The 13,528-nt window shown below is 75.1% G+C and carries 11 protein-coding genes and 1 pseudogene; 6 read left to right on the top strand and 6 right to left on the bottom strand.

All coding sequences use genetic code 11. The features are described 5' to 3' along the window. Positions 1–118, top strand: a pseudogene (locus tag ACFWEK_RS10445) (ADP-ribose pyrophosphatase); the annotation flags it as partial. A gap of 22 nt (positions 119–140) precedes the next feature. Beyond that, the gene (locus ACFWEK_RS10440; protein ID WP_430554004.1) at positions 141–3,569 is read left to right on the top strand and encodes a BTAD domain-containing putative transcriptional regulator; all 3,429 of its coding nucleotides are present in this window, start codon (positions 141–143) and stop codon (positions 3,567–3,569) included. Here ACFWEK_RS10440 and ACFWEK_RS10435 read toward each other — a convergent pair. The 6 genes from ACFWEK_RS10435 to ACFWEK_RS10410 form a co-directional block, all read right to left on the bottom strand. Continuing rightward, positions 3,551–4,399 carry an ABC transporter permease gene (locus ACFWEK_RS10435; protein WP_430554003.1) on the bottom strand — a complete coding sequence of 283 codons (849 nt, stop codon included), beginning with the start codon at positions 4,397–4,399 and terminating at the stop codon, positions 3,551–3,553. The two genes, ACFWEK_RS10440 and ACFWEK_RS10435, sit on opposite strands and share 19 nt — an antisense overlap. Further along, positions 4,396–5,394 carry an ATP-binding cassette domain-containing protein gene (locus ACFWEK_RS10430; RefSeq protein ID WP_430546325.1) on the bottom strand — a complete coding sequence of 333 codons (999 nt, stop codon included), beginning with the start codon at positions 5,392–5,394 and terminating at the stop codon, positions 4,396–4,398. The genes ACFWEK_RS10435 and ACFWEK_RS10430 overlap by 4 nt, the downstream gene beginning before the upstream one ends. A gap of 89 nt (positions 5,395–5,483) precedes the next feature. Continuing rightward, positions 5,484–6,212: an aminotransferase class IV gene (locus tag ACFWEK_RS10425; protein WP_430546324.1), complete on the bottom strand. Its 729-nt coding sequence runs from the start codon at positions 6,210–6,212 to the stop codon at positions 5,484–5,486. A gap of 37 nt (positions 6,213–6,249) precedes the next feature. Then, positions 6,250–7,221, bottom strand: a complete 972-nt coding sequence (locus tag ACFWEK_RS10420) for a heme A synthase (RefSeq protein WP_430546323.1) — start codon at positions 7,219–7,221, stop codon at positions 6,250–6,252. Positions 7,222–7,308: 87 nt separating this feature from the next. Continuing rightward, positions 7,309–8,100 (bottom strand): ABC transporter permease, encoded by a 792-nt coding sequence (locus tag ACFWEK_RS10415; RefSeq protein ID WP_430546322.1) that lies wholly within the window; start codon positions 8,098–8,100, stop codon positions 7,309–7,311. Continuing rightward, entirely contained in the window at positions 8,097–9,017 is a 921-nt protein-coding gene (locus tag ACFWEK_RS10410; protein WP_430546347.1) for an ABC transporter ATP-binding protein, read from the bottom strand. The genes ACFWEK_RS10415 and ACFWEK_RS10410 overlap by 4 nt, the downstream gene beginning before the upstream one ends. Before the next feature lie 178 nt (positions 9,018–9,195). Between ACFWEK_RS10410 and ACFWEK_RS10405 the strand changes: the two genes are divergently transcribed. The 4 genes from ACFWEK_RS10405 to sufD all read left to right on the top strand — a co-directional run bounded on the left by ACFWEK_RS10405 (position 9,196) and on the right by sufD (position 13,418). After that, on the top strand, positions 9,196–9,834 hold the full coding sequence (locus tag ACFWEK_RS10405) for an HdeD family acid-resistance protein (protein WP_430554002.1): 639 nt from the start codon (positions 9,196–9,198) through the stop codon (positions 9,832–9,834). A gap of 151 nt (positions 9,835–9,985) precedes the next feature. Then, a complete protein-coding gene (locus ACFWEK_RS10400) occupies positions 9,986–10,762 on the top strand; it encodes a helix-turn-helix transcriptional regulator (protein ID WP_430546320.1) in 777 nt (258 codons plus the stop codon). Then, positions 10,759–12,222, top strand: a complete 1,464-nt coding sequence (gene sufB / locus ACFWEK_RS10395) for a Fe-S cluster assembly protein SufB (RefSeq protein ID WP_429767171.1) — start codon at positions 10,759–10,761, stop codon at positions 12,220–12,222. The genes ACFWEK_RS10400 and sufB overlap by 4 nt, the downstream gene beginning before the upstream one ends. Further along, positions 12,222–13,418, top strand: coding sequence for a Fe-S cluster assembly protein SufD (gene sufD, locus ACFWEK_RS10390; RefSeq protein WP_429767170.1), 1,197 nt, complete (start codon positions 12,222–12,224; stop codon positions 13,416–13,418). The genes sufB and sufD overlap by 1 nt, the downstream gene beginning before the upstream one ends. Positions 13,419–13,528 lie beyond the last annotated feature (110 nt).

Genomic DNA, 13,528 nt, shown 5'->3' with positions numbered 1-13,528 from the left:
CAGCCTGCACAACCCGTCCGCCGTGGTGGGCGTCCTCGCCGCCGCCGCGAGCCGTGCGGGCGGGTGGGCGTCGCTGCGGCCGGCGGACGCGCCCTGGCCGTCGCGCCGGGGCGCCTGAGCGGCCGGTAGGCTCCACAGGCGTGCGTGACGCCCCTGAACCCGCTCCCGACGTGCCCGCGGGCGCACCCGCGGTGCGGGTCCTCGGCCCGGTCCGGGTCGCGGGTCCGGACGGCGCCGAGCGCGCTCCCCGCGGGGCTCGCGCCGCGGCGCTGGTCGCGCTCCTGGCGCTCGCGGGGCCCCGGGGCGTCTCCTCCGGCGGCCTCGTCGACCGGCTGTGGCAGGAGTCGCTGCCCGGCGACCCGCGGGCCGCGCTCCAGAACCTGGTCTCCCGGCTGCGGGCGGTCGCCGGCCGCGGTGTCGTGCGCGCGACGGAGACCGGCTACGCCCTGGGCGTCGCCTCCGACCTGGACCGGGTGCGCGACGGGCTGACCCGGGCGCGCCGCGAGGTCGTCTCGGGCGACCCGGCCGCCGCCCAGGCGACCGCGGAGGACGCCCTGTGCCTGTGGGCGGGCACACCCGGCGGAGACCTCGAGGGCGGCGAGTTCGCCGACGTCGCGCGCGAGCTCGCGACCGTCGCGCAGCGGTGGCGCGACGAGCTGCGGCTGGTGCGCCGCGACGCGGCAGAGGCCGCCGGCCAGCACGCGGTCGTCGCCGAGGTCGCCGGCGCGGACGTCGCCGCGGACCCCACGGACGAGGACGCCGCCCGCGCGCTCATGGGCGCCCTGGGCGGGCTCGGCCGGCCTGCGGAGGCGCTGCGCGTCTTCACCCGCCTGCGGTCGGTCCTGGTGCGCGAGCTGGGCAGCGAGCCCGGACCCGCCACCGTCGCGCTCTACGAACGGCTCGCCGCGGACGTCGCCGCGGAGGGCACGCCGACGCCGACGACGCCGACGCCGACCCCGGCCCCGGCCCCGCCGTCGCCCGCGCCGACCGGTACGGGAGCAGCCGAGACCCCGGGTAGGGCGGTGGCCGGGACGGCCCGCGGCCTCCGGCGCTACCCGACGCCGCTGCTGGGCCGGGAGGCCGACGTCGCCGCCGTGCGCGACGCCCTCGGGACGGCCCGGCTCGTCACCGTCCTGGGGCCGGGCGGGCTGGGCAAGACGCGGCTCGCGCAGGAGGTGGCGCGCCGCGCGGTCGCCGGCACCGGCCTCGTGGTCGTCGTCGAGCTGGTCGGCGTGCGCGCCGACGACGACGTCGTCCTGGCGCTCGCCGACGCGCTGGGCGTGGCACCCGGCTCGACCACCCTGCGCCTGGCCGACCGGCTCCAGGCCGGCGACCTGGCGAGCCAGGTCGCCGCACGGCTGCGCGACGCCGACGCGCTCGTCGTGCTGGACAACTGCGAGCACGTCGTCGAGGGAGCCGCCCGCTGGGCCGGCGCGCTGCTGGACGTCTCGCCGCGGCTGCGGGTGCTGGCCACCAGCCGGACGCCGCTGCTGCTGGAGGAGGAGTCGACGTACGCGCCCGCGCCTCTCGGCGCCGACCCGGACGAGGAGGACGGCGGCCCCGCGGTGCGCCTGTTCGTCGAGCGGGCCCGCGCGGTGCGTCCCGACGCCCTGCTGGACCGCGCGGCCGTCGCGCGCCTCTGCGACCGCCTGGACGGGCTCCCGCTGGCCATCGAGCTGGCGGCCGCGCGCGTGCGGACCCTCAGCGTCGCCGAGGTCGAGGCGCGGCTCGACGAGCGGTTCGCCCTGCTCCGCGTGCGCGACCGCTCGGTGCCCGACCGGCACCGCACGCTCGAGGCCGTGCTCGACTGGAGCTGGAACCTGCTCACGCCCGGGCAGCAGGCGCTGTGGCGGCGTGCCGCGACGCTGCCCGACGGGTTCTCGGCGGAGGCGGCGCGCGCCCTGCTGCCCGACGTGCCCGGGTGGCAGGTGGACGACGACGTCACGACGCTGGAGCTGCAGTCCCTCGTGCGCGTCGAGGAGGCCGACGGAGCGACCCGGTACCGGATGGTCGAGACCGTGCGGGAGTTCGGGCTGCTGCGGCTCGCCGCGGCCGGGGAGGTGGCGGCCGCCGAGGCGGCCGTGCTCGCGTGGTCGCTGACGGTCTCCCGGCGGTGCGCCTCGCGGCTGCTGAGCCCGCGTCAGCGCGACGCGGTCGTGGAGCTCGGCCGGGAGCAGGAGAACCTGCTGTTCGCGGTGCGGCGCGCGATGGACCTGGGCCGGCCCGACGCCGTGGTGCACGGCTTCGTCGCGCTGCTCGGGAGCTGGGCGGTGCGCGGCGCCGAGGAGCGGGTCGTCGGCCTGCTGCCGGGCGTGCTGCACGCTCTCGAGGGGTGGCCGGTGCCCGAGGAGCACGCGGACGCCACCGCCATCGCGCTCGAGGCGATCGCCGCGGCCTCGGTCTTCGGGGTGCCGGGGACGGCGGCCCGCCCGCTGGGGCGGCTGCGTCGCCTCCTGCGCTCCAGCCGGGCCGTCGGCTCCCGCACGCGCGAGCTCGCCGACCTCGTCCTGGCGCGGACCCCCGAGGAGTCGCTCGGCGTGCTCGCCCGGCTGCAGGCGTCCGAGGACGGGTACACGGCGCTGATCGGCCACATGTTCGAGGCCCAGCAGCGGGAGAACGACGGCGAGATCGCGCGCGCCGTGGAGCTGGCCCGGGCCGCGCACGAGGTGGCGCGCGGGATCGACGACGCCGCTGCCTCGGCCATGACGGCGATGGTCCTCGCCTCGTTCCTGACGGAGCGCGGCGAGGCCGAGGAGGGGGCTCGCTGGGTCGCCGCCGCGAAGGACGGCGTCGCGGCGATCGGCGCCGAGGAGATGCAGTGGCAGGTGCGGTGGATCGAGCTGGGCACCGCCCTCTCCCTGGACCGTCTCGAGGTCGCCGAGGCCGTCGTCGAGTCCATGGTCCCTGCCGCCGAGGGCGGCCACGACGGCCGGGAGGCGCAGGCGCGCGGCGTCGTCGAGCTGGGGCGTGGCGAGCTGGCGTGGGCGCGCGGCGACCGCGGCGAGGCGCTCGCCCGCCTCGCGCGGGCGCTGGAGACGTTCGGAACCGGCCAGCCGCAGGGCGACGCAGCGCCGTGGTTCCTGCTGCTCGCGTCGGCCACCCTCGTGCGCCGGGTGCAGGCGGGGGTCGACGACGGCGGTCTCGTGCGCCGGATCGTCGACGTGGGGAGGCGCCTGCGGGGCGACGGGCGCGGGTTCGTCGACCGGCCGGTGCTCGCGACGTCGTCGGTGGGCGTCGCCTGCTGGGCCTGCCTCGGCGGTGCGTCGTCGGTCGGCACCGCCGAGGACCACGACGGCCGCGCCGCCGACGGCGCGGAGCTGCTGGCGCTCGCGGGCCGCCTGGGCGCGCGCCAGGACCTGCCCGCCCTGCGGCTCGACCGCCTGCGGGCGGAGGTGGCCGACGCCCTCGGCGAGCGCGGGGCGGAGATCGTCCGCGCGGGCGGGCGGCGGGCGGACGCCCTCGACCGCGACGACCTGGTGGCGCGCGCGGACGAGCTCCTGGTCCGTCTCGCGGCGGAGACGGACCAGGCGCCCGGGCCGGACGGGCCTGGTCAGGCCTTCTTCATGTAGCTCCGCACGGCGAGCGGGGCGAAGACGGCCACGACGACGGCGCAGCTCAGCAGCGCGATGCCGACCTGACCGGTCACGCTGCCGGTGCTGGCGAGGTCGCGGACCGCGGTCACGAGGTGCGACACCGGGTTCACGTTGACGAAGCCCTGCAGCCAGCCGGGCATCGTGTCCACGGGGACGAACGCGTTGGACAGGAACGTCAGCGGGAAGAGCACCAGGAACGAGATGCCCTGCACCGACGACGCGGACCGGCCGATGACGCCGAAGAACGCGAAGATCCAGCTGAGGGACCAGGCGCACACGATGACGAGCAGGCCGGCGAGCAGCACGCCGCCGACGCCGCCGCCCGGGCGCCAGCCCATGACCAGGCCCATCACGATCGTGAGCGTCGTCGCGATGAGGTAGCGGACGAGGTCCGCGACCAGGGCCCCGGCGAGCGGGGCGATGCGGGCGATGGGCAACGACTTGAACCGGTCGAACACGCCCTTGTCCATGTCCTCGCGCAGCTGGGTGCCGGTGACGGCGGAGGCCGTGATGACGGTCTGCACGAGGATGCCGGGGATGATGACCGGCAGGTAGGCCGCGATGCTGCCGGAGATCGCCCCGCCGAAGATGTACGTGAACATCAGCGTGAAGATGATCGGCTGCACCGTGACGTCGATGAGCTGCTCCGGCGTCCGGCGGATCTTGATGAGGCCGCGGCGCGCCATGGCCAGGGAGTCGGAGACGGTCTGCCCGGCGGTCACGCGGTTGCGCAGGGTGCGCTCGGCGCCGGGGACGATGCGTCCCCCGGGCGCCACGGGCGCGGCGGCGGTGGTGAGGGTGGTCATGCGGAGATCTCCTCGAGCTCGGGGGAGCCGGCGGCTCGGTCGGTCGTGGACTGGTCGGTGGCGTCGTGGCCGGTCAGCGTCAGGAACACCTCGTCGAGGGTCGGCTTGTCCATCGACAGCCCGTCGAGGTCGACGCCGGCGCCGCGCAGGCGGACCAGCAGGTCGGTGACGCGGGCCGGGTCGGCGACGGGCACGGTGAGACGGCGCGCCTCGGGGGAGACCGTCGCGGCGACACCGAGCACGTCCTGCACGGCCGCCTGGGCGGCCGGGGCGTCGTCGGGCCGCACGAGGGCGAGCTGCAGCGACTGCTGGCCGACCGACGACTTGAGCTCGTCCCCGGTGCCCTCGGCGACCACGCGGCCGCGGTCGATCACGGCGATGCGGTCGGCGAGCTGGTCGGCCTCGTCGAGGTACTGCGTGGTGAGCAGCACGGTCGAGCCCGTCGCGACGAGGCGGCGGATGGTCTCCCACATCTGGGCGCGGGTGCGCGGGTCGAGGCCGGTGGTCGGCTCGTCCAGGAAGAGGAGCGGGGGCTGGGCGATGAGGCTCGCCGCCAGGTCGAGCCGGCGCCGCATGCCGCCGGAGAAGTTCTTCAGCGGGCGCGCGGCGGCGTCGGTGAGGCTGAACTCCTCGAGCAGGTCGCGGGTGCGTCGCGTCGCGGCGGACCCCTTGAGCCCGTTGAGCCGGCAGAACAGCAGGAGGTTCTCGGTGGCGCTGAGCGTCTCGTCGACGGACGCGTACTGCCCCGTGACTCCGATGAGCTGGCGCACGACGAACGGCTCGCGCGACACGTCGTGGCCGAAGACGGACGCCCGGCCGGCGTCGGGCCGCAGGAGCGTCGCGAGCATGCGGATCGTGGTGGTCTTCCCGGCGCCGTTCGGGCCGAGGACCCCGTAGACCGTGCCGGTGGCGACCTCGAGGTCGACCCCGTCCACGGCGCGGTTGTCGCCGAAGGTCTTGACGAGGCCCTCGGCCTCGATCGCGGTGGTGGTCATGGCACCACCGTGCGCGGTGCCGCTCCCAACGCGCTGTCACGGCGCTGTCACGCGCTCGCCTCGGCTGTCACGCGCCCGTCCGCCCGCGGCTACGGCGCCTCCCAGGGGAGGGCGGCCACCCCGCGCCGGATCGCCTCCACCCGCGCGGTCGCGTCCGGGAGGTCCCTCCCGTCGACGGACGCGACGGCGACGATGCCGATGGAGTTGACGAGGAACGCCCCGGAGGCGCTGCGCAGGTCGTCGAGGTGCACGGGACCGGTCCGGGTCGGCGTCGTCTCCGCGACCAGCGCGAGGCCGGTGCCGCGCAGGTGCGGGGCGTCGGGCCACAGCACGTCGCCGTCGGGCCCGAGCACGCCGACGTTCGCGATGGTCGACTCCGCGACGGCGCCGTCCGGGCCGACGAGCAGCGCGTCGTCGTACCCTTCGCGCCCGACCTGCCGCGCCCACTGCGCCTGCGCGAAGCCGCCCAGGTGCTTGAGGTGCGCGAACGGGCGCAGGTACGGCACGGAGCGCAGGCGCTGCGGACGGGTCGGGGGGAGGCGAGGCTCGCCCACCTGGACGGCGACGCGCTCGGGGTCGCGCAGCACGACGCGGACCGAGGCGTCGTCCTGACCGGCGAGCGCGTGCCGGAGGAGCCTGCGGACGCGGTCGCCGTCGAGCGGCAGACCGAAGATCTCGCGGTGCGCGGCGTCGAGCCGGGTCAGGTGGTGGCCCAGGCCCTGGACCCCGCCGCCGCGCACCTGCATCGCGGTGAAGTGGCCGTCCGTGGACGCGACCTGCTCGGCCGTCGCGGGGCGGCCGTCGACCTCGATGCGCACGCCTGCACCGTAGCGCGGCGGGGGCCCGGAGGCGGCGTCAGGCGCGGGTGCGCAGCTTCAGGACGGCGTTCGCGGTGGCCCAGGCGAGGCAGCCGGCGCCCACCAGGTGCACGCCGACGAGGATCTCGGGCAGGCCGGTGAAGTACTGCACGTAGCCGACGAGGCCCTGCGACAGCGTGACCGCGAGCAGCACCCACGCGCCCTTGCGCGCGGCCGCGACCCGCGGGCCGGCCGGCCGCCGGTGCAGCAGCACCAGGAGCACGACGAGGGTGATGAGGAACAGCCACACGGACTCGGAGTGCGCCCGCGTCATGGTCAGCGGGTCGAGCGCCAGCCGGTAGCCGACCTCCGTGTCGCCCGAGTGCGGGCCGGAGCCCGTGACGAGCACGCCCAGCGTCACCACCGGGATCAGCAGCAGGCCGAGCAGGGCGCCGGTCGTCGCGACGCCGCGGCCCGCGACGCGCTGCGGGGGCCCGTCGCCCTCGCCGTGCCGGTGCAGCAGGTACGCGCTGAACCACACGAGGGCGACCGAGACGCCGAAGTGGAGGGAGACCCAGCCGGGGTGCAGGTGCAGCAGCACCACGATGCCTCCGATGACCGCCTGGGTGAGCACGCCCGCCAGGGGCACGATGCCCAGGGCCCGGTACGACTCGGTCCGGCGCCGGTCGGTCCACACCAGGACCAGCACCATGACGCCGATGACGCTCAGCACGCCCGTCATGGTCCGGTTGCCGAACTCGACGAACGAGTGGATCGAGGACGCCTCGTGGAACACCGGCGTGAAGTGCCCCGGCTCGCACATCGGCCAGGTGGAGCAGCCGAGCCCGGAGTCGGTGAGCCGCACCGCGCCGCCCGTGCCGATGACGAGGATCTGCCCGATGACGTTCGCCAGGAGCACGCCGCGGGTCCAGGGCCGGAACCGGGCGAGGCGGTCGGGGCGGTCGGTCCGGTCGGGCGTGGCGCCGGCACCCGCCTCGGGGGCGGGCGCGGCGGGGCTCGGCGAGGTCACGGGTCCACGCTATCCCTCGGTCCGGGCCGTTCGGGCGGCGACGGCCGCCCCACGGTGTGACGTTGGCCCGGTCGTGTCAGCGCCCGGTCACTGCCAGCGGAAGAAGCGGGCCGCGGCCCACCCGAGCAGCGCGGTCCAGGCGGCGAGCACCACGAGCGCGAGCGCGGGTACGCCGGTGCCGAGCAGCGCGCCCCGCATCGCCTCGCCGAGCGCGCCGGACGGCAGGAACGTCGCGAGCTGTTCGAGGGGGCCGGGCAGCTGGCCCGGCGGCACCAGCAGGCCGCCGCCCACGACGAGCAGCACGAGGACGAGGTTCGCGAGAGCGAGCACGCCCTCGGCGCGCAGCGTGCCCGCGAGCAGGAGCGCCAGCGCGGTGAAGCAGGCCGTGCCGAGCAGACCGACGCCGACGGCCGCGAGGATCCCGCCCGCCGCGGGGTGCCACCCCAGCGCGAGGGCGACCGCCCCGATGACGACGACCTGCACGACCTCGACGGCCAGGACGCCGAGCAGCTTGCCGGCGAGCAGCCCGCCCCGCCCGAGCGGCGTCGTCGCCAGGAGGCGCAGCACGCCGTTGCGGCGGTCGAACGCCGTGGCGATGGCCTGCGAGGTGAACGCCGTCGAGACGCAGGCGAGCGCGAGCACGCCCGGCGTCACGAAGTCGATCCGGTCCAGGCCGCCGGTGTCGATCTCGACGACGCTGGTGCGCGTCAGGCCGAGGAGCACCATGACCGGCAGCACGATCGTGACGAGGAGCTGCTCGCCGTTGCGCAGCACGGCCCGCGTCTCGAACCCGGTCTGGGACAGCACGCGGCGCCACGCGGGGGCGGCGGCACCGCGCCCGCTCGTGCCGCTGGTCGGGTGCGGGGTGGTGGTGGTCATCGCAGGTGCCGTCCCGTCAGGTCGAGGAAGACGTCCTCCAGCGTGCGCCGGCCCACGGTGAGGCGGCTCGCGAGGACGTCGTGGTCGGCGAGCCAGGCCGTGAGGACGGCCAGGGTGCGCGGCCCGGCGGGGCCGGCGACCACGTACGAACCGGGTTGCGGCTCGCTGACCGCCCAGGGTCCGCGCTCGCCGGCGGCGTCGAGGGCAGCCGCGACGGCGGCGGGGTCGAGGCCCGCGGCGGCGTCGAAGCGCAGGGTGCGGTCGTCCTGGGCGTCGGGGGAGAGGAGCTCGGGCACGGAGCCGCTGGCGATGAGGCGGCCGTGGTCGACGACGTGCACGCGGTCGGCGAGGTCCTCGGCCTCGTCCATGAGGTGCGTCGTGAGCACGACGGCGGTGCCCTCGTCGCGCAGCTCGCGCACGAGGTCCCACACGGCGTGGCGGCTCTGCGGGTCCATGCCCGCGCTCGGCTCGTCGAGGAACACCACCTCGGGCCGCCCGACGACCGCCGCCGCGAGGGACAGCCGCTGGCGCTGCCCGCCGGACAGCCGCCGCACCGTGGTGCGGGCGAACGACCCGAGGCCCAGGCGCTCGCCGAGCTCGCCCAGGTCCCGCGGCGCCGCGTACATGGAGGCGACGTGGTGCAGGACCTCGCCGGCGCGGGCGCCCGTGGGCAGCCCGCCGTCCTGCAGCATGACGCCGACGCGGGGGCGCAGCGCGCTGGCGTCGGCCACGGGGTCGAGGCCGAGGACGCGCACCGTGCCGCCGTCGGGGGAGCGCAGGCCCTCGCAGCACTCGATGGTGGTGGTCTTGCCCGCGCCGTTCGGCCCGAGCACGGCCGTCACCGCCCCGGCGTCGGCGACGAGGTCCAGACCTGCGACGACGTCGCGCCCGTCGTAGCGTTTGACCAGGCCCCGCACGCGGACGGCGGCCCCGGCAGCGGGATCGACGGAGCCGGCGCGCGGGTCCTCGGCAGAGTGCGCGGACGGCGTGGCGCCGTCCGCGCCCGATGGCGCGATCGAGGTGGGCACCGGAAGATTCTACGGACGTCGCCCGGCCGGGCGGCGCAGGCTCGTACGACCGAGGAGCTCGACGGACATGACCTTCTACGCGTTCACGCCGCCGCAGGACGTCGCAGCCCTGGCGCGGCGGCTCTGGTACTGGCCGGTCGTGCGTGGTGTGCTCGCCCTGCTCTTCGGGCTCCTGGCGATCTTCCTGCCCGACAAGACGCCGACGCTGCTCGTCCAGGTGTTCGGGGTGTTCGTGCTGGTCGACGGCCTGGTGAGCATCGTCGACGGGATCCGGCGGCGCGGCACCTCGGCGGGCTCGGTGAACACGGGCGTCGGGATCGTCGCGCTGGTGCTCGGCGCCCTGCTGCTGCTCCTGCCGAAGGTGTTCCTCGGCGTCGTCCTCATCCTCGTGGCCGTCTGGGCACTGATCTTCGGCCTCCTGCAGCTGTTCGTCGTCCCGGCCATGCGCCGGCGCGGCGGCGCGTCGTGGGTGTGGAACCTGCTCGCGGGCCTGCTGCTGCTGGCGCTCGCGGTGGTCTGCTTCGTCAACCCGGCCGACGCGATCGTGGGCCTGTCCATCGTGATCGGCGTGTTCGCGGTGATCATCGGGATCGTGATGATCGCCCTCGGGTTCAAGCTGCGCCAGCTCGGGCAGCAGGCGTCCGGCGGGGGCGCGGGCGGCCGCCCGGGCGAGGTCATCGAGGGCCGCATCGTCACCGACGAGTGACGTTCGCGACACCGGGGCCCTCGAGGGGGCCCTGTGAGGCTTGCCTTGCTTGACATCCTGGATTACGCAACAAGGATGTTCCCTATATCGACGTCGTCGCCGGGGGTGAGGTTTGCCCCCGGTGGTCCACGAGCCGCACGGGGGTGAGCGCATGCCGACCAGCACGACCGACCGCACGGCCGCACGCGTCGACCCCCGCCTGCTCGACGGCGCGCCCGAGGCCGACGGCACCACCCGCCGCCGCGTCCTGGAGCTCGTCGCCGGCGAGGGTCCCGTGACGGCGGGGGAGCTCGCCGACCGGCTCGGCCTCACCTCCGCCGCCGTCCGCCGGCACCTCGCCTGCCTCGAGGAGGACGGCACGATCGCGGTGCACGAGGCCGGTCCGTCGTCGGGCCGCCGGGGCCGCCCCGCCCGCCGCTACGTCGTCAGCGCTCGCGGGCAGTCGGACCTCGCGGGCGGTTACTCCGAGCTCGCGGCCCAGGTGATGCGCTACCTGCGCGAGACCGGCGGGACGGACGCCGTGGCGCGGTTCGCCGCCGACCGGTACGACGCCGTCGTCACGCGGTACGCGCCCCGCCTCACCGCCACCGACCCGCAGGAGCGCGCGGCCCAGCTCGCCGACCTGCTGTCGGCCGACGGCTACGCCGCCTCGGTCCGCCCGGTGAGCGGACCGCTGCTGCCCACCGTCCAGCTGTGCCAGGGGCACTGCCCGGTGCAGCACGTCGCCGAGGAGTTCACCGAGCTGTGCGAGGCCGAGGCCCGCGCGTTCTCCGAGCTGCTCGGCACGCACGTCCAGCGCCTCGCCACGATCGCGGGAGGCGCGCACGCGTGCGTCACGAACGTCCCGATCGTCTCCACCCCGACGTCCCCCCAGAACCTCCCCACCCCGGCCCACCGCACCCGCGGCACGCAGGAAGGAACACGATGAGCGCTCCCACCCAGGACGCCGCCCAGGCGGCTTCGGCGCAGGGCACCGAGAAGCGGTCCGATGACGAGATCATCGACTCGATCGGTGCGTACGAGTACGGCTGGCGCGACAGCGACGCCGCGGGCGAGGCCGCGCAGCGCGGTCTGAACGAGGACGTCGTCAAGAACATCTCCGAGCTCAAGAACGAGCCCGAGTGGATGCGCAAGGCGCGCCTCAAGGCGCTGCGCCTCTTCGACAAGAAGCCGATGCCGAACTGGGGCGCCGACCTCACCGGGATCGACTTCGACCGGATCAAGTACTTCGTGCGCTCCACGGAGAAGCAGGCCGCCAGCTGGGAGGACCTGCCCGAGGACATCCGCGCCACCTACGACCGGCTCGGCATCCCCGAGGCGGAGAAGCAGCGCCTCGTGGCCGGCGTCGCCGCGCAGTACGAGTCCGAGGTCGTGTACCACCAGATCCGCGAGGACCTCGAGGCCCAGGGCGTCATCTTCGTCGACACCGACACCGGCCTGCGCGACTACCCGGAGCTGTTCCAGGAGTACTTCGGCACGGTCATCCCGGCGGGCGACAACAAGTTCGCCGCGCTGAACTCGGCCGTGTGGTCGGGCGGCTCGTTCGTCTACGTGCCGCCGGGCGTGCACGTGGAGATCCCGCTGCAGGCCTACTTCCGCATCAACACGGAGAACATGGGCCAGTTCGAGCGGACGCTGATCATCGCGGACGAGGGCTCCTACGTGCACTACGTCGAGGGCTGCACCGCGCCGATCTACTCGAGCGACTCGCTGCACTCCGCGGTCGTCGAGATCGTCGTGAAGAAGAACGCCCGCGTGCGCTACACGACCATCCAGAACTGGTCGAACAACGTGTACAACCTGGTGACCAAGCGCGCCACGGCCGCCGAGGGCGCCACCATGGAGTGGGTCGACGGCAACATCGGCTCCAAGGTCACGATGAAGTACCCGGCGATCTACCTGCTGGGCGAGCACGCCCGCGGCGAGACGCTGTCCATCGCCTTCGCGGGCGAGGGCCAGCACCAGGACGCCGGCTGCAAGATGGTGCACGCCGCGCCGCGCACGTCGTCGTCGATCGTGTCGAAGTCCGTCGCCCGCGGCGGCGGCCGCACCTCGTACCGCGGCCTGGTGCAGGTGCTCGAGGGCGCCAAGCACTCCGCGTCGACCGTGCTGTGCGACGCGCTGCTCGTCGACCAGATCTCCCGGTCCGACACCTACCCGTACGTCGACGTCCGCGAGGACGACGTGTCCATGGGGCACGAGGCGACGGTCTCGCGGGTGAGCGAGGACCAGCTGTTCTACCTCATGTCCCGAGGCATGGAGGAGACCGAGGCGATGGCCATGATCGTGCGCGGGTTCGTCGAGCCCATCGCGCGCGAGCTGCCCATGGAGTACGCGCTCGAGCTCAACCGCCTCATCGAGCTGCAGATGGAAGGGTCCGTCGGCTGATGGCCATCACTACCGATCACTCCCGCGCCGTGGCCGACGGCGCCCACTCCCACGGCGTCGTGCCGGCGGGCTCGCGCGCCGAGCGCAAGACGTCGTTCGACCTCGCCGACATCCCCGTGCCCACCGGGCGCGAGGAGGAGTGGCGCTTCTCGCCGGTGGCGCGGCTCCAGCCGCTGTTCGGCGAGGAGCACGGCGCCGGCGGCGTGCTGACGACCGTCGTCGAGGCCCCCGAGGCCAAGGTCGAGATCGTCGGCAAGGACGACCCGCGCCTGGGCACGACCGGCAAGCCGGGCGACCGCACCGCGGTGACCGCGTGGAACGCGGCCGCCGAGGCGACCGTCGTCACGCTCCCCGCCGAGGCCGTCGCCACCGACGTCACCTCCGTGCGCGTCGAGGGCGCGACGAAGGACCTCACGGCGCAGCACCTGCTGGTGCACGCCGAGCACCACGCCGAGGGCGTCGTCGTCATCGACCACCGCGGCGACGCGACCCTCAACCAGACGGTCGAGATCGTCGTCGACGAGGGCGCGCACCTCACCGTCGTCAGCGTCCAGGACTGGGCCGACGGCGCCGTGCACGCCTCCAGCCACCGGGCCCGCATCGGCCGCGACGCCAAGCTCAAGCACGTCGTCGTGACCTTCGGCGGCGACGTCGTGCGCCTCACGCCGGACGCGACGTTCACGGGCGAGGGCGGCGAGGTCGAGATGGTCGGCCTGTACTTCGCGGACGCGGACCAGCACCAGGAGCACCGCCTCTTCGTGGACCACGCCGTGCCGCGCTGCAAGTCGCGCGTCACGTACAAGGGCGCCCTGCAGGGCGCCGGCGCGCACGTGGTGTGGGTCGGGGACGTGCTCATCCAGGCCGAGGCCGAGGGCACCGACACCTACGAGCTCAACCGCAACCTGGTCCTCACCGACGGCGCCCGCGCCGACTCGGTGCCGAACCTGGAGATCGAGACGGGCGAGATCGAGGGCGCGGGGCACGCGTCGGCGACCGGCCGCTTCGACGACGAGCAGCTCTTCTACCTCATGGCCCGCGGCATCCCCGAGGTCGACGCCCGTCGGCTCGTGGTGCGCGGCTTCTTCGCCGAGCTGATCGACGAGATCGGCGTCCCGTCGGTCGAGGAGCGCCTGCTCGCGTCGATCGAGGCGGAGCTGGAGAAGTCGATGAGCGCCATCACCGGCGTCGCGGAGTGACGCGGCGATGACCTCTCAGCTGGCCTGCATGGCCGACGACCTCGCCCCCGAGGAGGCCATGCTCGTGGAGCTCGACGGCGCGGACGGGGCCCCGGTCCCGGTCGCCGTCG

It is taken from the genome of Isoptericola sp. NPDC060257 (genome assembly GCF_042726645.1).
Taxonomy (GTDB): Bacteria; Actinomycetota; Actinomycetes; order Actinomycetales; family Cellulomonadaceae; genus Isoptericola; species Isoptericola nanjingensis.
This window is presented reverse-complemented; position numbering and strand designations above follow the sequence as displayed.

Coding starts and splice junctions, on each gene's coding strand:
- ACFWEK_RS10400 (WP_430546320.1), top strand. CDS start 9,986: ATGCCGACCAGCACGACCGACCGCACGGCCGCACGCGTCGACCCCCGC.
- ACFWEK_RS10405 (WP_430554002.1), top strand. CDS start 9,196: ATGACCTTCTACGCGTTCACGCCGCCGCAGGACGTCGCAGCCCTGGCG.
- sufB (WP_429767171.1), top strand. CDS start 10,759: ATGAGCGCTCCCACCCAGGACGCCGCCCAGGCGGCTTCGGCGCAGGGC.
- sufD (WP_429767170.1), top strand. CDS start 12,222: ATGGCCATCACTACCGATCACTCCCGCGCCGTGGCCGACGGCGCCCAC.
- ACFWEK_RS10415 (WP_430546322.1), bottom strand. CDS start 8,100: ATGACCACCACCACCCCGCACCCGACCAGCGGCACGAGCGGGCGCGGT.
- ACFWEK_RS10435 (WP_430554003.1), bottom strand. CDS start 4,399: ATGACCACCCTCACCACCGCCGCCGCGCCCGTGGCGCCCGGGGGACGC.
- ACFWEK_RS10430 (WP_430546325.1), bottom strand. CDS start 5,394: ATGACCACCACCGCGATCGAGGCCGAGGGCCTCGTCAAGACCTTCGGC.